Raw genomic sequence first — 20,867 nt, forward strand, 5'->3', positions numbered from 1 at the left:
TGTTTATGTAGCGAGATTACATCGCTTCTTCGAAGATCTTAGAGATTTCTTCGTGAGTTGCTTGTTTAGGGTTAGTGAAACCACAAGCGTCTTTCAGTGCGTTGTCTGCTAGTGTTGGGATGTCTTCTAGTTTCGCACCAAGCTCTTTAATACCTGCTGGGATACCCACATCTTTCGCTAGAGTAACGATAGCGTCGATTGCTGCCGCTGCACCTTCTTCAGCAGACATGCCTTCTACGTTTACGCCCATTGCTTTCGCTACATCACGTAGACGCTCAGGACATACTTGCGCGTTGTAACGCTGTACGTGAGGTAGAAGAATCGCGTTACAAACACCGTGTGGAAGGTCGTAGAAACCACCTAGCTGGTGTGCCATTGCGTGTACGTAACCTAGAGAAGCGTTGTTGAACGCCATACCCGCCATGAACTGTGCGTATGCCATTTGTTCACGAGCTTCTAGATCTTCACCGTTTTTCACTGCTGTGCGTAGGTAAGCTTGGATAAGCTCAATCGCTTTGATTGCTACCGCATCAGTGATTGGTGTTGCCGCGATAGATACGTAAGCTTCAATCGCGTGAGTTAGGGCATCCATACCTGTTGCCGCAGTTAGCGAAGCAGGTTTAGCGAGCATTAGCTCTGGATCGTTTACCGAGATAAGCGGTGTTGTGTGCTTATCAACGATAGCCATCTTGATGTGACGCTCTTCGTCAGTGATGATGCAGAAACGCGTCATTTCAGATGCAGTACCTGCCGTCGTGTTGATTGCGATAAGTGGCATCATTGGTTTTGCAGATTGGTCTACGCCTTCGTAATCTGCGATTTTGCCGCCGTTAGAAGCAACAAGCGCGATACCTTTCGCACAGTCGTGTGGTGAACCACCACCTAGAGAGACAACGAAGTCACATTCGTTATCAGTAAGAAGTGCTAAGCCGTCGTTAACGTTGCTGATAGTTGGATTTGGTTGAGTGCCATCAAACACAACGGTTGCTACATCGCGCTCAGTGAGAAGGTCTTGAACTTGTTTGACTACACCGATTTGGTTAAGGATCTTATCCGTAACGATCAAACCTTTTTTAAAGCCTTGAGATTGGATGCTGTCTGCTGCGTCTTTCAAACAACCAGCGCCCATTAGGTTTACCGTAGGGATAAAAAATGCACTTGTCATATTGGATAGCTCCGTCGTTATTTTTAATAATCTTTCTTAATTTGCCGTTTACTGTCGCACATTCGTTTCCAGATTGAAGTTGATCTGAAGCAAGTTTACCTACTTAGAGGTACTTGCAAGAGAAAAACTGTGACAGTGATCTTGTTGCACTGCGTATAAGTGCAACACTGATATAAAGTAGAACAAATATGAAACTATGGACGCAAACGATTGGCAAAAATTGACTTCTGACGCGGATATATCTCTAAATTCGACTAAAGTATAAAAAATCCCCATTAATAACTTAATTATCAATGGGGATAGGGAAGTGTTTTATAAGCTAACTACTAATAATTAAGCTATTTTAATCAGCTTTGATACTAACTTTTCGATACCTGAGGCCGCTTGAGAGATATTTTCTGCCAACATGTAAGCAGGGGTTGAAAGTACGAGGTGTTTTTCATCAAAAACGATGTCTTCGACAGGGCACGTGGTGTGTTCACCGCCCATTTGATTAAATGCTATTGAGACTGCCTCATCGTTGCCTACCGTTCCTTTCACGCCTTGCTCATAAATCATCGGAATAATGACAGGAGAAATACACAGATAGCCAGCTGGTTTTTTCGCATTAGCAAACGCGCGACAAGCTTGAGCTACGTGTGTGTTAATGGAGCACTCTGCACCTGAAACGGCGAAGTCGGTTAAGTTTTTCGCAGCACCAAATCCACCTGGAAGCAGTAGGGCATCGTATTCATCAACGTTAAGTTTGGCAACATCGTCAATGTTTCCGCGTGCGATACGAGCTGATTCGATCAAGACGTTACGGGTTTCATCCATTTCGTCACCAGTTAGGTGATTGATGACATGGAGTTGGTCAATGTTAGGTGCAAAGCAGTGCCAAGTTGCCCCTGCTTTCTCGATGGCGTAGAGCGCCAACACTGCTTCGTGGATCTCAGAACCGTCGTAAACGCCTGAACCACTTAAAATGACTGCGACTTTTTTCATGTTTGGATTCCTTTACTCTGAACGTTCCTTAGATTGCTCTTCGCTATCTAGACCATGCGTTTCCGAGTGTGTTTTAACGTTTTCACTCTCGTTGTCATCTTCATCATAGTAGCGCACAACAAAGGGTGTAAGCATAACACTAGAGGGCAGAAAATGTTTCATATCAACTCCAACGGCTTAATAGAATGATTTTTATACTGATTTTTATAAAACAGTACGTTGAACCTGATCATTTTTGAGTTAAGCTGACGTTTCCTTTGGCATTCGTGAGTGGTAGGTCACATGAAATCAGTGCAATTTCGTTTCACACTTTATGGTTGTATCGCGATTCTCTCTTGGAGTTGTCTGCTTGGCATCGCGAGGTTGGTTACGGAGAGTTTAGGTCCTGTAGGCGGGGCAGCCATGTTGTACTCTCTTAGCTCTGTTTTCCTTCTTATCGTGGTCGGTATTCCAAAGTTGTCTTACTTTTCTCCCAAGTATCTTGTGCTTGGTGGTGCGATGTTCGTCTGCTATGAAATATTTCTCGCTCTATCTTTGGGATATTCCAACTCGCGCGCGCAGGCAATTGAGGTGTCGATTGTCAACTACCTTTGGCCCGCACTGACGGTTTTATTTGCGGTCCTTGGCAGCAATAAAAAAACAAACTGGTTGCTTTATCCAGCAGTTACGCTGGCGTTTATTGGGGTTGCTTGGACTGTGTGCGGTGAGAATGGCTTATCCATAACTCAGATCATGTCCAATGTTAGTAGTAACCCTCTGGTGTATTTTATGGCTTTCGCTGGGGCGGTTATATGGGCCTTTTATTGCAACTTAACCCAAAGGCAGCAATCTAAACATAATGCGATTACCCTGTTTTTCATTGCAACAGCTGCTTCGCTTTGGGTCAAATATGCGTTTACGGATGAGCCACCAATGACATTCAGTTGGGAAGCGGTGGGGTACTTAGTGGCTTCTGCGGCTTTAATGGCTGGTGGTTATGGTTTATGGAACATCGCGATCGTTGGCGGCAATATGGTTTTTCTCGCCACCTTGTCTTACTTCACGCCCATTTTTTCCGCTTTATTTTCTTCCATTATTCTTGGCGTAACTCTGAGCCATAGCTTTTGGCAGGGCGTTGTGATGGTAACGGTGGGCTCGCTGATGTGTTGGTTAGTCACCAAAGAGAAGCGCGAAGCGGCTGGGTAAGTTACCAACGAGATCAGAGAATTTAAGTGAGCAACGAACAGATCTCCCTTGCGAGCTGTATTCGAATACGAAGCAACTAAATCGAAAAAATTAAAAAAGCTCCCGAGATTGGGAGCTTTTTATTGAATTTTAACGGCTCTTTGGTGGCACTCTAATAAGCGACGTTCAAGTGTAGTTGAAGCTTGAATCTGTGCTTCGACAGTCGCTTGATAAGCTGCTTACGAGTGTGCTCTAGTGTATCAAGCTCCAATGTGTCGTCATCAATATGTACGTCCACATTTACTCGTAGCTCTTGACCTACCTTCGTTACGCCAGCCAGTTTCAATTGATGCTCAGTCACTTTTTCAATCTCAAGAACATCTTTGCCAACGCTCTGACACAGCTCTTTGCTTGGTGTCATCATTAGTAGTTCACGTAAGGCACCTACTAGCATATCGAACGGTACTTTGAGGAAGTAAAAGCCCATTAAAACCATCATCATGGGGTCGGCATATACCGCATACTCAGAGAATGGCGTTAGTGAAACAGCCCAAGCCGAGATAAATCCTACGGTCACCGCCACACTTAGCAGAGTATCCATTTGCCACTGTTTTTTCTCCGCTTCAATCAAGCCTGATGAGAAGCGGCGGCTGCGTTTCGCCATAAACCACCAAGCGTAACCACAGCCGATAACATTCACGATGCCGAATAAGGTCGCAATAGAAGCATCGACCTCGCGACCTCCAGACATCAATGCTGATATCGCAGAGTAGAGAGAGAAGCTTACAACCACTAAAATGACGGCTGCTTTTATCGCAATAACGATTGGTTCTAAGACCGCTTTTCCAAATGGGAATACAGATTTTGAAGGCTTGTTAATGTAGTAAGAAGCGGCCAGTGACAATAAAGTTAACAGTAAGCTGACCAAAGAGTAAACACCGTCAAAAACGATGACAATTGAGCCTACAAGCAAGCCAAGTACCATACCACCAGCAGCGAACCCAGATGCCAAAAGGGCTGAAATGGTTAGAATACGGTTTTCGTTTTTGCTTGTCCTGTCACACATAAAAGATGCCTTTGAATTTTAATACCTTACTATTCTTCGCTCATAAGGTAATTTAGGCAACCACAAAGTGACCAGTAACTAATCTAAAAAATTGCGTTTTTATTTATGTTATTATAAAACAATGGCTTACTGTAATTTTTTGGTGTCAGTAAAATTGACGCTCACTGATAAAATGTTTAGAAGTCAAATAAATACTCGCTCAATTTATCTGCTAACCACGTCATTGCTGGATGCTCAGTATGGCCGTTAGGTGAAAACATACAGTAGTCTTCTTGCGTCAATCCGTATGTGTGTTTGATAACGGCGAGCTTCTGCTGACGAAGGTAATGGCGGATTAATGGTTCTGGAAGCACGCCCCAAGCGTCTTCTTCTAAGATGGTGTTCAGCATGTAGTCAAAACTCGAAAAACCAATATATCGAGTCGAGAAAGGTTGCAGTTCAGGGTTGTCTTTCTCATTTAGGTACACCATTAGTGCTTGCATCTGACTACGTAGATCCTCGTCTGAGACACGGCGCATCTTACTTAGGCGGTGTTCTACACTGCATACTGACATCATACGTATCTTGCCTAATGGGTTATATACGATACGAGGATCGTCTACTCGCTCATAATCAACGCCGAAAGCAAAATCTACTTGGTGGGTACTGACCAAGTTGGCTAAGTCGCCACTGGATGCCAAGATTAAGTTGAAGGTTGTTGAAGGAAAGCGGTTATTCAATGTATGAGATAATTCTTGCCAGAGATCATCAGGTAAGGAGTCGTCACGTGCTACCCAAACTTCCGCGTTAAACCCTTCCGAGATTTGAGCGCAGGTCTTTCTGACCCGTTGTGCGATGATAAGTAGGTGTTCGCAATCTTTGTAAATGGCTTTCCCAGCTTCAGAGAGGGTGAGCTGGTTGCCAGTTCGGTTAAACAATTCAACGTCGAGATCTTTCTCTAATGCCTTAATCGACATACTGAGTTTGGTGCGATTGCAGTCGAGTTGCCTTGCCGCTTCAGAAACAGAACCACACTCAGCGATGGTGCAGAAGGCTTCTACTTGAGTTAAGTTCATGATTTGACACAACCAATAAATGAATTCAAAGAATTTGGGTATTATGCAGATGCGCTCCCAAAGCCATGAAAGATTATCGAAAAAAACGCGAATCCGCCAGATAAGTCTATGGTCTTTTAACGGTTTTGCGGTAATCTATGTGGGTTACAAAAAGTGAACATGGAGGCCACGATGGCACAAGATTGGGACGGCTTAGCAAAAAACTGGGAATCAAATCCAGCAACAGAGCAATTTGCGCAGTCGGTGTTTGAGCAGTTACAACAGCTAACTCAGCTTGATGGCATTAAAGTACTAGATTTTGGATGCGGAACAGGGCAGTTAAGTCAACGATTGTCACCGATGGTTAAAGACATCGTAGCATTAGACGCATCGGAAGCCATGATTGAGGAACTCGATAAAAAAGAGCTCGTCAACGTAGAACCTGTGGTAGATGCATTATCTCGCGGCTTGGTCGCTCAGCACCCTGCGTTTCGTGGACAGTTCGACTTGGTGGTTGCATCATCAGTTTTAGCGTTCGTGGAAGACTTAGACGCGTCATTAACGATCTCGCATTCTCTACTTAACCACGGCGGCTATTTTGTTCATTTTGATTGGATTGCAGAATGTGAACAAGACGGTTTTACCCTTGCGAAGTCTGAGCGTGCACTGAAAGAAGCAGGCTTTACTGAAGTTGAATCGCAACACGTTTTTGACATTGTATCTGACGGTAAAACAATGTCGGTATTAATGGGGCTTGGTCGCCGCTAATACTGCTGAATAAAGAACACAAAATGACAAAAGCGAGCTAACAAGCTCGCTTTTTTCTTATCTGCTGAGGGTATATGTAACTTCTCACTTGCTCTAAACAAGTCGTCGTGGTGCAGGCAAGGACATACTCGAACAACTTAGTCTTCGGAGGTTATTTTGAGACGACTATCCTGCGTATCTCCTCCAGCACTTCAGGGTTGGCTATTGCGCCTAAATTTTCGACGCTTCGGTTGTTAACGACTTGCTTAACGGCTAACTCGACCAGCTTTCCTGAGCGTGTCTTAGGTATATCGCTTATTGCGTAAATCGCACTAGGTACATGTCTTGGAGAACATGCAGACTTTAGCTGTGCTTTGATGGAGGCGATCATCTCGTCGTTGAGCTCTATCCCTTTCATTAATTGGACAAACAGCCATATTTGTTCGTTGCGATCGACTTCTTTTCCTACTGCGATGGAATCTAGAATACCGTCTATACTGTTCACTTGCTGATAGATTTCGGCCGTGCCGATTCTTACGCCACCGGGATTCAACGTGGTATCACTTCGACCATAAAACACGTATCCACCAACGCTGGTTTGTTCAACATCGTCGCCGTGGTGCCAAATATTGTCGAACTTATCCCAATAAGCACGATGATATCTCTCCCCGGTGTCGTTCCAAAAGCCAGCGGGGAAGTTGGGTAATGAATTGGCACAAACCAACTCACCGCGCTCTCCCATTACGCTATTACCTTGTGGGTTAAAGACTCGGACATCGACCCCTAACCCTGCTGATTGGCACTCTCCCCGATAAACGGGAGAAATAGGGTTGCCTAATACAAAGCAGCCACAAATGTCTGTTCCGCCAGAAATCGAGGCGAGGTGTACATCTTCTTTAATGTGCTGATAGACATAATCAAACTGTTCTGGATACAGAACAGAGCCAGTCGAACAAATGGTTTTCAGACTTGAAAATGCATCACTTTTCTGCGGAGAAAAAGATGCTTTTTCCAGCGCCTCTAGGTATTTTGCTGAGGTTCCAAATAGCGTCACTTCGGCTTGTTCTGCGAGGTCCCAGAGCACATTATGAGTAGGGTAAACAGGGCTACCATCAAAAATCACCAAACATGCACCGCTCGCGAGTGAAGAAACGTGCCAGTTCCACATCATCCAACCGCAGGTTGTGTAGTAAAACACTCGGTCGTTCGGTTGAATATCGCAATGCAGTTGATGCTCTTTCAAGTGATTAAGCACCGTTCCGCCGACGGAATGAACGATGCATTTCGGTTTGCCTGTTGTGCCTGAAGAATAGAGCACAAATAGCGGATCGTTAAAATTCACACGAGTAAAAGTCAGCGCTTCGGGTGTGTATTGATTCAGGACGTTTTGCCAATCTTGGGTGCAGACATCGCATTCAAAAATGTGTGGTTTAAGGTAGCTAATTTGGCAAACTTGTTTAAGACCATCAAGATGATCCGTAATATGCTGGTTTTTCTCAGACATATCGAAAGTTTTGCCATTGAATGTATAGCCATCACAAGTAAACAGGATTTTGGGTTTCACTTGACCAAAGCGCTCCAAAACGCTTTCGACGCCAAAATCAGGTGAGGTGGAAGTCCAGGTCGCCCCTAAACTGGTGGTTGCTAGCATAGCTATCACCGTTTGAGGTAGGTGAGGTAAATAACCAGCGACGACATCACCTTGCTTAATTCCACATTCTTTCAACCATTGCTGCACACTCGAAACTTCTTCGCACAATTGTTTCCAGGTGTAGGTCTGTTTTTCTTCACGTTCATTTTCAAACCAAATCGCGAGATCATCGGGTTGGTGACACGCGTAGGTTAGCAAATTTTCGGCGTAGTTAATTTGCGCGTTTGGGAACCATTTTATATCCCTATTTTCAACAGGTTGCTGCCAGCGACTTTCTGCTCGCTCTTTTATGGTCTCTCCCTGAGTACCAATGACGTCGCAGAATAGCCAAACTTCCTGCCAAAATTTTTCTGCATGATCGAGTGACCATTGATGCAGATCAGCGAAGCTTTCAAGGGTATTTCCTTGTCGATTAATGTGTTCAATAAACTGTGTAATGTTGGCTTCTTCGATACGACTTTCGCTCGGTTGCCATACTTTGCTGCTCTCGCGCATAGGTCCCTCTATAACAAAGTGATAACAGGTTTTAGTTTGAGAGGAATACACGATAAAGTCAAACAAGCCAGATATTATATCGTGTCATAAAAATCATGCAGTTACGATGAGTTGTAAACAATATGTTACATCGGGATGATGCTGAGAAAATCGCGCAGGGATTGGAAGCTCTTAAGACTACAGATAGGCTTAATGTAAAGGATTTGTTAATGGAGATGAGCCATGACCCAGTATCGTTCTAAACCCGTAAACCAGGAAGGCAGGGTTGAATGGAGCCGTGAAGAAGACGCCATTTGGCGAGATTTGGTAACACGACAAATGGGTGTGATCCAAAACAGAGCTTGTGAGGCTTATTTACACGGTTTGACGCTGCTTGATTTACCTCAAGACCGCGTTCCTCAGTTACCAGAAATTAATCGTGTCCTGATGGAGACAACAGGTTGGCAAGTGGAGCCCGTTCCCGCGCTTATTGATTTCGACCGATTTTTTAATCTACTCGGTAATAAGCGCTTTCCAGTCGCCACATTCTTGCGTACAAGAGATGAGTTCGATTACTTACAGGAGCCAGATTTCTTCCACGAAATATTTGGTCATTGCGCGATGTTAACCAACCCAGACTTTGCTGCATTTACCGAGCATTATGGTCAACTAGGGCAAGCCGCTACCCCAAAACAAAGAGCCTATCTCGCTCGCCTCTACTGGTTTACCGTAGAGTTTGGCTTGGTGAAAGAAGGGGACAAAACCAAAATTTACGGTGGTGGTATTCTTTCATCTCCTGGCGAAACCCTCTACGCATTAGAGAGTGATGTAGCAATTCGCGACCCATTTGAATTACAAACAGTGCTGAGAACGCCTTATCGTATCGACATCATGCAACCGAAGTATTACGTGATTGATGACTTTTCTCAGCTCTTTAAAATTAGTCAGTTAAATTTATTGAAACAAGCCGATCTAGCGATTGAAGCTGGACTGCTTCCTCCACTTTTTGAACCAAAGGAACCTGCTCATGTTGAATGAACAAAAATGCGAAGCTTGTAGTATCGATGCCATTGCACTAAGCAAAGAAGAACAACAATCTCTGCTGCTGCAATTGTCTGATTGGCAGATCATTGAAAGAGAAGATATACCTCAACTAGAAAAGGTGTATAAATTTAAGAACTTCAAACAAGCATGGGCTTTCAGTAACAAAATCGCGGAACTGGCAGAAGATGAGTTCCACCATCCTTCTATTTTGTTGGAATGGGGTAAGGTTACCGTAACGTGGTGGAGTCACTCTATCAAAGGTCTGCATAAAAACGATTTTATCTGCGCATCAAAGTGTGACGCGCTAGTATCGGCAGAGTAGGACATTACCTCATACAAAAAAACGCCCGGCTTACGTCGGGCGTTTTGGTTCTAAATGACTTTTACATTACTTTATAGATTGGTTCGGAAGACGGATGTCGTGCCCGATACCTCATTGCCAACGGCGATAAAATGACCACCATTACGGGTAAAGTAATTAATGGATTCTGGGCCTAAATCGCCTGCTTTTGGATTGTATGTGTCGTTCATGCATTCGCCATCTTCGACTTTTGTACATACTGGCTGATTGTAATCACGGCGGTTGACGTAATGCATAAACTGCGCTTGTTTCGGGTCTGTGATGTCATAAATCATGATACCGCCTTGACGCTCCAAGCCGATAAACGCGTAATGACGACCGTTAATTTGTGCTACTTCAATCGCCTCTGGCTCAATACCTTTATCATCACTTCGGTCATTGCCACTATTATTGTTATCGTTGGTGCTGTTGAAGTTCTTGCCTTCATTCAGCAGCGCGATAGTCGCGAAATCGTCACCACTATCGAAGACCAACTTGCCGTTTTCATCCCAAATCGAGAATGAACGCGCGCCAAATGATTGAACATTCTCTTGTGCAGAAAGCGTTTGTTCCGGCTTAATCACTTTTAAACGCGCGAGTTGTTTGTTGTCTTTTAGTGCCTCTGCCAATGGGTGTTCTGCTGCTACTTTCAGCTTCTTACCGCGCACTTCATCAATATGGCTTAAACAGGTTCCTTGCTCAGATGTATATTCATCTGTACCGAGGTAATCGTCTTCATCCCACATAAAGCCAGCTTTGTCGCACAGTTCTTGAGTGGTTTTGAATCCGTACTCACGCCCGTCGCCTTCATTTGCAGATACGATGTAAGTACTCCCATTCACTGAGTAGCTGTCGATAGCGTCAGGCATAAATAAGCCAACCAGTTGTGGGTAGCTTTTCAAGTTCCCAATGATTTTGTCTTTGTTGGATGCATCGAGTTTAGCGCCCGACCAAGACTTCTCACCTAAGCCAACAATTTTTTCTACCGATTTGCTCTCTGGATTGACGATTGCCATGGCGTTATTTTCTTGTAGCGCGACATAGATTTTACCGTTATCTGCAAAAGTGAGGTATTCAGGCTCTAGATCTTGTGCGACGGTGGCGTTTGGCCCCGAAATACGCACATTCATTGGGAGCTCTGCTTTTCGTGAACCATCAAATTCGTTAAAGCCAATTTGTGTCACTTCTGCTTGAGTAACACCAAGGCTCAGATCGATCAAAGTGATACTACCTTCAGGGTCAATGCTGTAATCGCTGTTTGGTTCTCCTTCATTAGCGGTTGCGATGTATCGGCCATCTTTTGAGAAGCCAACCATGTCTGGCAATGCGCCTGTTGGGAAAGTCGTGACTAATGACAAATCGTCGGAGCGGTACAAGCCAACAATACCATTCGCTTGTTTATTACTGTTTTCAATCGCAACTGCTACCAAACCATAGAATACAGCGACACTGTTTGCTGCGCCAATTTCAATGCCCGCTGCTTCGCCAGCGCTGTTGAGATCAATGAATGCGCTTTGCGTTGGTACGCCGTTGTCATCCATAGACATTACATCGACACGTTTTGCTTGAGCATTAACCACATAGAGCTTATCTGTACAGGCGTCATAACTGACGATTTCAGCTGCCGATGTGTCGAATGGTGCATCAGCAACGGATGTTCCGATAAAAGTTAAACCTTGAATTGACGTTTCCCCAGTAACGGGTGCAGTGGTAGGTTTGCATTGTGTAGCGAATGAAGCCACGGTATCTTCGGGTTGTGATGAACACGCGATGGCAAGTGATGACAACGCGAGTGCACCGATTGCCTTTAAAGGGGTGATCATGATATCTCCTTATCAATCCGATAGGTTGTCAATCAGCATGGGTTTTATGCTGCTGTCCATTTCCGCAACTGGAATGATAGAGCGCTGAATGACGTGTGATTTGGTAAGGCTCTGAATATATGTATGATTGATGACTCTTATATTGGCTTTTTATGAAACTAATGTGTCATCAATATGATGAAGTAGGGATAGAGGAATAATGGAATTAAAATCGTTTTTAGATTTATTGGCAGCGTCACCAGAGCAGGTCGAATTTGAAGCAACGATGGCGGTGATCGAAGATAACTATACGTTTGAGCCAACCGCTTTTGTAAATGGTGAGACACAAAACAATGCAGGCGAGAACAACGGTTCGTGTAAGATCTTCGCTTTCGGTTTGCTAAACAACCTAGACAAAGAAGCGACGCTAGCCTGCTTTGGCCGTTTTTATCGTGAAGATGTATTGCAGCATCCAGAGAACAGCGATCACCAGAATATTCGTAATTTTATGGTGACAGGGTGGGAAGGCATTAAGTTTGAAGCGTCCGCTTTAACCGCTAAATAAACACCAGTCAGAAAACGATGATCAGTAAGCCAGTCGTATTACGCAACTGGCTTTTTTTCTAGACATTTTCGGCACAAACACAGCTGGTTGGCGCTTGGCTTGGGTAAATCACGGGTTTCTATAGTAAAGCACCAGCATGTCTCTTTGCCTGCGGCGATATCACAATGGGCTTGAGTCCCGCACTCAGGACAACTGTGCGTTGAATCTTCTCCTGCGATTTGTTCGATAATCGCATCTCGTTGGAGATCGGTTTTGTCTTTCCATTGGATGATTTCATCCATCGTCCGGTGACAACCAGAGCATATTCCGGCGTTATTTTTACATGCTGCTCGACAAGGTGACTTCATTGCTTTCTCGTTCTCATTTTTTATGCCGCGTACTCTAGCACAAAGCGAGTCAAGGCCGCCAAAATAAACGTGACTGCGATTTGCTGGTGAGGAGGGAGAACCAGTGTTACCCTTGGGCGAGTTACCTTAACTCTCTGTCACTTATGTTAGAAAAAGAAAACCTCATTAAACTCGCTAGAATGCAAATGCCATTTGGGAAATATGCAGGGCGAGTGTTAATCGACCTGCCTGAAGAATACTTACTGTGGTTTGATAAAAAGGGCTGGCCAAGCGGCGAGCTAGGGGATTTGCTCAAGCTATGTTTAGCGCTCAAAATTGAAGGCTTAGATAGTGTCGTGAAGCCTTTGAAGCGCATGTAATTAGCTACAGAAACGCCCACTCTTGATGAAAAGACTTATTATGAATTTTGATATCGATGCACTGAAACACCACCAATTGGTCGAAGATGGTAAATTAGAGGGATGTTACATTCATCAGCCAGCTCAAGGTAGCCAGCAAGATGACAAAGCTGTTTTGGCAGAGCGCCAAGCGTTGGAAAAGTTGGGATATAAGGTAATACAGGTTAAAGCTAAAAGCGGGACAACAACGTTTGCCGAGGCGATGCAAAAGCTTGCGAAGGAAACTGGTCACCTGCCTAAGGAGTAAGTGAGTGTAACCTGCCACAGCCTTACAAGTTCTCCCACCAGACTATTTTTTTATTCAAAAGAGCCAGACCGTTAGGCTGACTCTTTTTTGTCCCAAAGTGTGTTACGCCTCGAAATGCGAATTTAGATAATTGGCAATTTTATACATACAAAACTCTGCTCTTTGTCATTCAGGCAGAGTGCCCCAAAACTGGTAACAATGATATGAATGTTATCGTCGCTAGGCTGATGTTGAATACGCGCTGTCTTAATACGGTATTGAGATAAATACGAATTTTTTTACCAACCCAGACCCAAGTAATATTTGCAAACAGTCCGAATGTCGTAAACACGAAAGTAATCAATGTAACAGAGAACCAATAGTTAGAAGGGAGACTATAACTTGTGACCAAAGCAAGTGATGCCATCCAAGCCTTCATATTACCCAGTTGAAACAACGTAGCCTGAGTTACGTTGATTGGTTTGCTTTTAGTGGGTTTGCCTGCGAAAGGGTTGGTACATAGCAGCTTAATCATCAGCCAGAACATGTAAACCAGACCGATGTATTTTATAGCGAGATACCAACTTGGATGAGTCTGTAGGGCAACACCGACACCACATGCACAAAGCAGAATTAACCCTATTACGCCAATACGGATACCAATTAGGTGTCGCCATGATTTCCTTATACCAAATTGTGCCCCTGAGTTGGCGAGCAATAAGTTATTTGGGCCGGGTGTTATGGCGGTGACAAACGCAAATAAACTCATCGCTGGAGTTAGGTCCCATAATGTTGTCATTTCTTTTCTTCTCAAACTAGTGCTGATAAGCCAAGAATAAAGGGATGAAGTGAGAGAGACCTACAGTTAATGCGTCATGGTGACAATTCTTTGATTTCATTTTCGTCAGGCCTTATTTATCCTGAATACAAGAATTAATTGTACCCCTTCGGAGAGAGACAATGTTAGTCCCTGATATATCGGGTCGTTCCGGACCTAAGTTTATGGCACTGGCTGATGCGATTGCTGAGGTGATAGAGAGTGGTGAACTCGAACCAGACACTAAATTACCTCCTCAGCGTATTTTATCTTATCGCTTAGGTGTGACGGTTGGAACGGTGACGAGGGCATATAGGGAGCTAGAGCGGAGGGGCTTAACGGAACCAAAAGTAGGAAGCGGTACTTATGTACGTAACAGAGAAACTGAACTGAACCACTTTTATCATCCGGTATTGGAAGAAAAAGGCATTGATCTGGCACGTTGCCGACCTTTGCTATTATCGCAGCCGAAATTTCTTGCGAATGCGTTGAAAGAGCTATCACACGAGGAAATTGCGCAGGCAGCCGTGCTGGATTACTACTCCGCTGATGGCATTCGGGGTCATAACGAGACTCTTCGACAATGGCTGATGACCAAATTCAATATCGATATTGATGCACGGCGTCTAGTGTGGACTCATGGAGGGCAACACGGGATATCGTTGATTATTCAATCTCTAAGCCGCCCTAAAGATACAATTCTTGCTGAAGGGCTGTGTTATCCAGAGTTCATCTATGCATGTCAGCAATCCGAACGAAAGCTAGTGCCAGTAAAAGTCGATGAACATGGATTAGATCCAGAAGATCTGGCTTTACACTGTAAGAGGCATCGCCCAAAGCTGCTTTATCTTACGCCGGGAATACAGAACCCGACCGGAGCTCAGTTAACGGATAGCCGAAGACTAAAAATCATAGAGATATGTCGTCGTTACAATGTGTTGATTATTGAGGACGATGTTCTCTACTGCCCACCGTCTCATCGAAAGAGTCCCTTAGTTGCTATCGCTCCAGATATTACCTTATACGTGGGCAGTTTTTCTAAGTACTTTGCAGGTGGATTGCGGCTGGGTTTCATCATTCTGCCTTTGTCGTTCAAAGATTTACTGCAACGTGCGCTACGAGTCAGTTGTATGTATGTTAGCCCTTTGATAATCGACCTTGTTTGTCGTTGGTTAACTAGCGGAGCTATGCAAGCCGTGGACAGAGAGATAGCGATGGAACTCAGTGCACGTCATCGGATCTGGAAGGCAGTATTTCCCGAAATCCAGATTGGTGTTCCTGGTTACAATGTGTGGCTACCTTTGCCTGAGCCATTAACAGGGTATCACTTTAACCAGTCGTTGTTGAAACATGGTGTCAGAGTGAGGGAAGCGGAAATGTTTGCTGTGGGTCGGTATGAAGTGCCGGCAGCAGTGAGGATATCACTTGCAGGTCCATTAAGCCGATTACAATTGCAATCAGCTTTAGATATCGTAAGAGAGCAAATCAAGCGGTTAACTTAAGTTTCATAGTTCACATGGATTGCTCAATATATAACTATTCAATGCTCTATTAGGATTGAACACACCGATATACATAAAGTGCTCGAAGTTGTGCTCAAAGTCTCAAAAGTTACTTGAAATCTGAAACTCGCTTGGACGTCTTTTGGGCAGCATCGAGTTGATTCATCTTTGTCGAGAACCTTTATGTTGAGTACTTTCCAACGCAAAAGTGCCCCATTGTTACTTGGGGCTAGTACTAATCCATCTATTGTGAGTATGGCTTTGCCTTAATAAATCTTATTTGAACTCGCCTCTAAATGAGTGGGCTTATCGATGTAACTCAGCAACGCTCATAGTGAAAACTAAATCCGAATCTGCTTGGTTTGAGTAGCTGTGAGGGACATCCGTTTTAGCTATAGCGGACTGACCTTCATGCAGTTCTATGGCTTTCCCATCAATATTCAAAGTGAGTATTCCAGACTCAACATGAAAAAGTTCAAACGTGCCTTGTGGATGACCTGCTGATTCAAAAACTTCTGATGGTTTCATATTCCAGCGCCACAACTCAATCATATCTGGGCCGCTTGTTCCCGCCAGAAGTTTTGCGCTACCACCGTGCTCGCCAGTCCAAAGCGTTGGAATGTCCTCTTTATCAATGATGTTGACTGTTGGATTACTCGCAACATTCACAATATCGGCAACCGAAATCCCAAGGGCAGCAGACAGTTTACACAACGTCGAAATGCTAGGGTTAGCTGCCCCTTTCTCTACTTCTACTAACATGCCTTTACTTATCCCTGCTCTTTTTGACAGGGCATCCAGTGACAACTTGAGCCTTTTTCGATGTTCCTTGATCCTTGCGGCTACCGCTTGATTAATGAAATCAGCATCAGTGCCACTATTGGTCGATATATTGACTTTTTTGGTCATTGTAATGTATCTTGCATGAAAATGAATCACTGAAGGAATTATCTAATGGTTGTTGTAGTGCCGTCAATCGATGCTCGAATTTCCCAGATTGCACCAGAGTTCAAAGCATTGAGCATATCCGTTAAAGGAACGGAAGTTCAGAGCCAAGAGTATGCAAAACGGGTTCTGCAAGAAGCATGTACTTCCGTCATTGAGAACGACTATCCATGGGCAGAATCACACATCAATGCGTGGGGAGACGTTTTTCGTCTATTTGGCGCTAAACCAAATCGAACCCCTTGCTCGGCTGCTGCACTGCGAAAACGAGTATTGAAAGATGGAGGAATGCAGAGCATTGACCCTATTGTGGATATTTATAATGCCATCAGTATTCGATACGCCATACCCGTAGGTGGTGAAGATATGGACAGTTATCAAGGAACGCCAACACTCACTATCGCAGATGGCTCTGAATCCTTTGACACCATGAAAAATGGTGAGGCTTCAATTGAAAACCCTGATGTTGGGGAAGTAATTTGGCGCGATGAAGTAGGCGTTACTTGTCGTCGTTGGAACTGGAGGCAGGGTGTCAGAACCCGAATTGAATCTGACACACGTAACATGTGGTTTATTCTAGAAAGCTTGCCTGAAATGCCACTCGAACGCTTGCAGGAGGCGGGGCAAGAAATGATTAAACACTTGCAAGTGATCATGTCTGATTCAGTGATAGAGCAATCGTTGGTGTTTGCTTCAAAATCCATTGAGGTTTGATGTGATAAATACTTTGTTAACGGGTGCCGTTGTTTCTGGAAGTTTGATTGTCGCAATCGGTAGCCAAAATGCGTTTCTATTAAAGTGCGGATTAAAAAAGCAATACGCACTGTCCGTTGCCACTATCTGCTTTCTTGGAGACATTCTACTGATCAGTACTGGTGTACTTGGTATAGGGACACTGCTCTATAAAGCACCATTATGGAAAGACCTTTTGACTCTTGGCGGCGTAGTATTTCTTTTCTGGTATGGCTACCAATCTGCAAAATCAGCATGGAATGGTTCAAGTCACCTAGAGTTGGAAAATTCGGACATTGCCCAGAGTTGGTTAAAAGTCGTTTTAATGGCGATGGCTATCACTTTTTTAAATCCACATGTCTATCTGGATACGGTGGTGATCCTTGGTGGTGTGACTGCTCAAATGGAACCTGATGAAAAACTATTGTTTGTTATAGGGGCACTGATTGCATCAGGGATCTGGTTTTATGGATTAGTGTATTTGGCTAACAAGTTGATCCCACTTTTTAGTAAGCCAAGAACATGGAGAATTTTAGATTCTGCGATTTCATGCATCATGTTTGGTATTGCATTGAAGCTCGCAACACCTCTGTTAAGCCAATACATATAGAACGTCTCGATAAAGCTGCATTTCCAATAACTAAACTGCTCCTGCCAGATTGGACACAGATTTTCCATACCAGAAGTTATTCGTATTTTGCTAATTTAAGTAAATGCTCTAAATCATTTCTGTCCAAGAGAGTGCTGGCGCAGTTCAAAGTAGGCACTTGCTTTGGGTTACTCGACTCCAAGTAACTTTATTGCTATGTTTCGCAAAATATATGGAGAATCTCCTGCGCGTTATTTTTCTAGATGCCGTGCAGAATAATGTGTTGACCGGCTGAGGGAAAAATGAAAACCAAAATAATAATGTCGTTTCTACTCGCTACATTGTGTGTCAGTGCCAGCGCCAGTACGAATGAGCCGAAATACCATTCTGCGCTAACAATCAAAACGGGATTCAGTGAAGACAGAGATAAGCCAGTAGAAGTCTATTATTGGTATCCCACAACGAACGAAAAAAACAATTTCACGTTTGGTAGGGGGAACATTTTTAAATCAGTCGAAACGCAGTTAGATGCCCCTTTAGCAAGTGGAAAATTTCCCGTTGTGCTTTTGTCGCAGGGCGGAACACGGTCAGCGTTTTCCCACAGTGGTTGGATAGCCTCGAGCCTGGCGCAACAAGGTTATGTCGTTGTGGTACCAAAGCCTCCTGCACCGAACGAAATCAATGCAGAAATGGCTGTTGATGAAATCACATTCAGAACCAGTGATTTGATGCTTGGGCTGAACGAATTAAGTTCAGTCGGGATACTGTCCGGAGGCGTAGATACTGATGCAGTGCAGGGGGTCGGCTTTTTTCTGGGCGGCACATCTATGCTGATGCTCTCCGGAGCGCAAATAAGCCCGGAGAAATATCGAACATCGTGTCACAACGCCACCAATGTAGACTGTCATTGGTTACGTGAAAATAACGTTGATATTACCAGCATCCCGGATCAAAAATTCCCCCGATTTCAGTCTGAAAACAAACTGAAATCGGTCGTCGTTATCAACCCTGAGCTAACGAAAACTTTTGTCCCTGAAACTCTGGCCTTGATGAACAATGCTATCACCGTGGTGACGCTTTCTGATCGGCTACATCCCGCACTGACACCAGCCGAATCACTTGTTGATCTTCCCAATGTGACGTTTCAAGAGATTCCTAGTGCGAGTCAGTTTAGTGCGTTCGCAGAATGTACTGAGCGTGGCATTAAAATTCTCGCATCAGAAGGGGAGGAAGCACTTTGCCAGGAGCGTGACGAGGTTTCCAGAAAGGACAATCATCAGCACATTTTGGATGTAATTCTGGCCAGGTTAACAAAGCCATAAGAGTGCAACAATGAGGAGCTTTCTTACACATTGTGTGCTTGGACCAGCAAAGCGAGAAGTAAGTTTTTGCAGGCTTATCCTTTCACCATAGTGCAAGGCCTACTAGTGACCGTGTTATTTGCTCTAACTAAGTACTTGTACCAACATTTTGAAACTTAGAAGAACACACAAAATACCAACGATTTTCTTAAGAACTTTATTTGGGAAATACTCTGCACAACGCACGCCGAGGCTAGTAGTTAAGTAGCTACTAATGGAGAAGCTGAGCATTGCAGGAAGGTATATGTATCCTAATACTAAGTTGTTCCAATCTGTGTTTCCCCATCCGTTTAACATGTAACCGAGGCTTCCTGACAGCGCGATAGGGAAACCTATCGCAGCAGAGGTACCAATAGCACGTTTTACCTCAAAATTTTGCTGGACAAGATAGGGGATGATCAACCCCGCACCGCTTATAGAGACAAGTGCTGATACAGAGCCAATCACCGAGCCTACAGTGATATTACCGATAGCCCCATGTGGGTTCGGATTGTACTCATTTTCAGTGTTGAGAAACATCTTATAAGCAACATACAACATGAATACGCTGAAAAAGCCTGCCAGATAGACTCCTTGTAGATACGATGCTACGAATGTGGCGCAAAATGTTCCGACTAGAACTCCGCTCAACATTTTTCCTACCATTGTCGAGTCTACATTCTCTTTTTTGTAGTGAGCGCGCATGCTGCCCAATGTTGTAATAATCATCGAAGCCATTGATGTCCCTAACGCAAGATGCACTACTTCCGTATCAGCTATTCCCTGTAGTGAAAATAGAAACGCAAAAATAGGGACGGCCATTCCACCACCACCCACACCAACGAGTCCAGCGAGAAAGCCAATGCCCAAGCCTGCTGTAATGTAATAGATAATAAAGATAGGTTCGTTCATGATGGTTCTGCCTTCGATAAAATGATCGTTGCTAAAATGTTACTCGAACGCTAACTTGCTATGGTAACGTTAAGAGGACAGAAAATAATGAATAATGGCCAAAATGGAATTGAGTAAATAAAGTGACAAACTCTGATTACAGCGAATGGAAAAATGGCGCCGCACTGATCGCTAAGGAGTGGCAGCATGAAAGGAGCGACTTCAACCATTTGGATCAACGGCCACATAATTGGCACAGTCATCATCGAGGCCAGTTACTGTGTATAGATGAAGGGCTAATACAGGTAAAAACCGATGAAGGAACGTGGATACTACCACCTCACCGAGCTGGTTGGATCCCCCCGGGTGCGATGCACAGTGTTTATTTTTGTGGTTCTCTGAAAGGTCGTTCATTACTGTTTACTCCAGAGAGTTGTGAGCGGTTTCCAATGAGACCTTGTGTTATCCAAATGAGCGATGTGTTGAAAGCCCTATCGGTTAGAGCATCGATATGGAGCAAAACAGACGATCTATCCATACAGTCTTTACGTATTCTCGCCGTAATATCCGATGAAATCGTCAATAGCCCTCATGAGTCACTCCACATCCCACTGCCCAGAGATCCGAGACTGCAAAAAGTTACTCAAGCAATTTTAATAGACCCAAACAGCAAGCATTCTGTGGAGCATTGGGCCAATATCGGGGCAGTCTCATCTCGGACGTTAAGACGATTGATTCGAAGTGAGTTAAACATGAGTTTTAGTGAATGGCGGCAACAAGTACTGCTAATACATTCATTAGAAATGATAGCTCGAGGGGAATCGGTGGGAGATATTGCACATGCTTTAGGTTATTCGACGCCCAGTAACTTTATTGCGATGTTTCGTCGGGTCTATGGCGATTCACCCACGCGTTACTTTTCGAGTCGTGGCATATAGTTGCCAAGAGCTTACCTAAATTAGGTTCGTTTTTATGTACTGAGGTTTACATTCATTTACTCACGCAACATAAGCAAGTGCTTCTAGCTTCTTTCTGCCCGAATGA

23 protein-coding genes are annotated in these 20,867 nt (G+C 44.1%); 12 read left to right on the top strand and 11 right to left on the bottom strand.

The window, feature by feature from the left end:
• Positions 1–16: 16 nt before the first annotated feature.
• The 3 genes from yiaY to R7P64_RS03325 form a co-directional block, all read right to left on the bottom strand.
• Positions 17–1,165: an L-threonine dehydrogenase gene (yiaY, locus tag R7P64_RS03315; RefSeq protein ID WP_005375581.1), complete on the bottom strand. Its 1,149-nt coding sequence runs from the start codon at positions 1,163–1,165 to the stop codon at positions 17–19.
• Positions 1,166–1,498: 333 nt separating this feature from the next.
• Positions 1,499–2,149, bottom strand: a complete 651-nt coding sequence (gene elbB / locus R7P64_RS03320; protein WP_017634378.1) for an isoprenoid biosynthesis glyoxalase ElbB — start codon at positions 2,147–2,149, stop codon at positions 1,499–1,501.
• Positions 2,150–2,161: 12 nt separating this feature from the next.
• Positions 2,162–2,311 carry a hypothetical protein gene (locus tag R7P64_RS03325; RefSeq protein WP_017634379.1) on the bottom strand — a complete coding sequence of 50 codons (150 nt, stop codon included), beginning with the start codon at positions 2,309–2,311 and terminating at the stop codon, positions 2,162–2,164.
• A 120-nt stretch (positions 2,312–2,431) separates the two neighbouring features.
• On the opposite strand from R7P64_RS03325, the gene yddG reads away from it, so the two are divergent.
• A complete protein-coding gene (gene yddG, locus R7P64_RS03330; protein WP_285386053.1) occupies positions 2,432–3,334 on the top strand; it encodes an aromatic amino acid DMT transporter YddG in 903 nt (300 codons plus the stop codon).
• 151 nt (positions 3,335–3,485) lie between these two features.
• Here the strand turns inward: yddG and R7P64_RS03335 are convergent, their stop codons facing one another.
• Both R7P64_RS03335 and R7P64_RS03340 read right to left on the bottom strand, forming a co-directional pair.
• Entirely contained in the window at positions 3,486–4,379 is an 894-nt protein-coding gene (locus tag R7P64_RS03335) for a cation diffusion facilitator family transporter (protein WP_005389400.1), read from the bottom strand.
• A gap of 176 nt (positions 4,380–4,555) precedes the next feature.
• Positions 4,556–5,434, bottom strand: coding sequence for a LysR family transcriptional regulator (locus R7P64_RS03340; RefSeq protein WP_005375568.1), 879 nt, complete (start codon positions 5,432–5,434; stop codon positions 4,556–4,558).
• A 171-nt stretch (positions 5,435–5,605) separates the two neighbouring features.
• Here R7P64_RS03340 and R7P64_RS03345 point away from each other — a divergent pair, with 171 nt between their 5' ends.
• Positions 5,606–6,181 carry a class I SAM-dependent DNA methyltransferase gene (locus R7P64_RS03345; RefSeq protein WP_005375567.1) on the top strand — a complete coding sequence of 192 codons (576 nt, stop codon included), beginning with the start codon at positions 5,606–5,608 and terminating at the stop codon, positions 6,179–6,181.
• Positions 6,182–6,332: 151 nt separating this feature from the next.
• Here the strand turns inward: R7P64_RS03345 and R7P64_RS03350 are convergent, their stop codons facing one another.
• Positions 6,333–8,306, bottom strand: coding sequence for an acetoacetate--CoA ligase (locus R7P64_RS03350; RefSeq protein ID WP_285386055.1), 1,974 nt, complete (start codon positions 8,304–8,306; stop codon positions 6,333–6,335).
• Positions 8,307–8,528: 222 nt separating this feature from the next.
• Between R7P64_RS03350 and phhA the strand changes: the two genes are divergently transcribed.
• Together phhA and R7P64_RS03360 are read left to right on the top strand one after the other, a co-directional pair.
• Positions 8,529–9,323: a phenylalanine 4-monooxygenase gene (gene phhA / locus R7P64_RS03355; RefSeq protein ID WP_053350625.1), complete on the top strand. Its 795-nt coding sequence runs from the start codon at positions 8,529–8,531 to the stop codon at positions 9,321–9,323.
• Entirely contained in the window at positions 9,313–9,651 is a 339-nt protein-coding gene (locus tag R7P64_RS03360; RefSeq protein ID WP_104976512.1) for a 4a-hydroxytetrahydrobiopterin dehydratase, read from the top strand. Before phhA ends, R7P64_RS03360 begins: the two co-directional genes overlap by 11 nt.
• A gap of 71 nt (positions 9,652–9,722) precedes the next feature.
• On the opposite strand, the gene R7P64_RS03365 is transcribed toward R7P64_RS03360, so the two are convergent.
• Positions 9,723–11,492, bottom strand: a complete 1,770-nt coding sequence (locus R7P64_RS03365) for a choice-of-anchor I family protein (protein ID WP_318123165.1) — start codon at positions 11,490–11,492, stop codon at positions 9,723–9,725.
• A gap of 199 nt (positions 11,493–11,691) precedes the next feature.
• On the opposite strand from R7P64_RS03365, the gene R7P64_RS03370 reads away from it, so the two are divergent.
• Positions 11,692–12,036 (top strand): HopJ type III effector protein, encoded by a 345-nt coding sequence (locus R7P64_RS03370; protein WP_005375560.1) that lies wholly within the window; start codon positions 11,692–11,694, stop codon positions 12,034–12,036.
• Between the two features lie 38 nt (positions 12,037–12,074).
• On the opposite strand, the gene R7P64_RS03375 is transcribed toward R7P64_RS03370, so the two are convergent.
• The gene (locus R7P64_RS03375; RefSeq protein WP_080276966.1) at positions 12,075–12,383 is read right to left on the bottom strand and encodes a cysteine-rich CWC family protein; all 309 of its coding nucleotides are present in this window, start codon (positions 12,381–12,383) and stop codon (positions 12,075–12,077) included.
• 143 nt (positions 12,384–12,526) lie between these two features.
• On the opposite strand from R7P64_RS03375, the gene R7P64_RS03380 reads away from it, so the two are divergent.
• Positions 12,527–12,742 carry a DUF3820 family protein gene (locus R7P64_RS03380; RefSeq protein ID WP_005375557.1) on the top strand — a complete coding sequence of 72 codons (216 nt, stop codon included), beginning with the start codon at positions 12,527–12,529 and terminating at the stop codon, positions 12,740–12,742.
• 40 nt (positions 12,743–12,782) lie between these two features.
• The gene (locus R7P64_RS03385; RefSeq protein WP_318123167.1) at positions 12,783–13,028 is read left to right on the top strand and encodes a hypothetical protein; all 246 of its coding nucleotides are present in this window, start codon (positions 12,783–12,785) and stop codon (positions 13,026–13,028) included.
• Between the two features lie 169 nt (positions 13,029–13,197).
• Here the strand turns inward: R7P64_RS03385 and R7P64_RS03390 are convergent, their stop codons facing one another.
• The gene (locus tag R7P64_RS03390) at positions 13,198–13,806 is read right to left on the bottom strand and encodes a LysE family translocator (RefSeq protein ID WP_005389411.1); all 609 of its coding nucleotides are present in this window, start codon (positions 13,804–13,806) and stop codon (positions 13,198–13,200) included.
• A 161-nt stretch (positions 13,807–13,967) separates the two neighbouring features.
• Here R7P64_RS03390 and R7P64_RS03395 point away from each other — a divergent pair, with 161 nt between their 5' ends.
• Positions 13,968–15,326, top strand: a complete 1,359-nt coding sequence (locus R7P64_RS03395; RefSeq protein ID WP_285386058.1) for a PLP-dependent aminotransferase family protein — start codon at positions 13,968–13,970, stop codon at positions 15,324–15,326.
• A gap of 306 nt (positions 15,327–15,632) precedes the next feature.
• Here the strand turns inward: R7P64_RS03395 and R7P64_RS03400 are convergent, their stop codons facing one another.
• Complete coding sequence (locus tag R7P64_RS03400) at positions 15,633–16,235, bottom strand: helix-turn-helix domain-containing protein (protein ID WP_262652963.1); 603 nt, start codon at positions 16,233–16,235, stop codon at positions 15,633–15,635.
• A gap of 45 nt (positions 16,236–16,280) precedes the next feature.
• On the opposite strand from R7P64_RS03400, the gene R7P64_RS03405 reads away from it, so the two are divergent.
• From R7P64_RS03405 to R7P64_RS03415, 3 genes are all read left to right on the top strand, one after another.
• The gene (locus R7P64_RS03405; protein ID WP_285386060.1) at positions 16,281–16,985 is read left to right on the top strand and encodes a B3/4 domain-containing protein; all 705 of its coding nucleotides are present in this window, start codon (positions 16,281–16,283) and stop codon (positions 16,983–16,985) included.
• A gap of 1 nt (position 16,986) precedes the next feature.
• On the top strand, positions 16,987–17,613 hold the full coding sequence (locus tag R7P64_RS03410) for a LysE/ArgO family amino acid transporter (RefSeq protein ID WP_053350632.1): 627 nt from the start codon (positions 16,987–16,989) through the stop codon (positions 17,611–17,613).
• Positions 17,614–17,894: 281 nt separating this feature from the next.
• Positions 17,895–18,914, top strand: a complete 1,020-nt coding sequence (locus tag R7P64_RS03415) for an alpha/beta hydrolase family protein (protein ID WP_213972828.1) — start codon at positions 17,895–17,897, stop codon at positions 18,912–18,914.
• A gap of 123 nt (positions 18,915–19,037) precedes the next feature.
• On the opposite strand, the gene R7P64_RS03420 is transcribed toward R7P64_RS03415, so the two are convergent.
• The gene (locus R7P64_RS03420; RefSeq protein ID WP_017635743.1) at positions 19,038–19,844 is read right to left on the bottom strand and encodes a sulfite exporter TauE/SafE family protein; all 807 of its coding nucleotides are present in this window, start codon (positions 19,842–19,844) and stop codon (positions 19,038–19,040) included.
• A 122-nt stretch (positions 19,845–19,966) separates the two neighbouring features.
• Between R7P64_RS03420 and R7P64_RS03425 the strand changes: the two genes are divergently transcribed.
• Complete coding sequence (locus R7P64_RS03425) at positions 19,967–20,761, top strand: AraC family transcriptional regulator (protein ID WP_005389423.1); 795 nt, start codon at positions 19,967–19,969, stop codon at positions 20,759–20,761.
• Positions 20,762–20,867: the final 106 nt, after the last annotated feature.

The organism is Vibrio sp. 2304 (assembly GCF_033339475.1).
In the GTDB taxonomy this organism is placed as follows: domain Bacteria; phylum Pseudomonadota; class Gammaproteobacteria; order Enterobacterales; family Vibrionaceae; genus Vibrio; species Vibrio alginolyticus.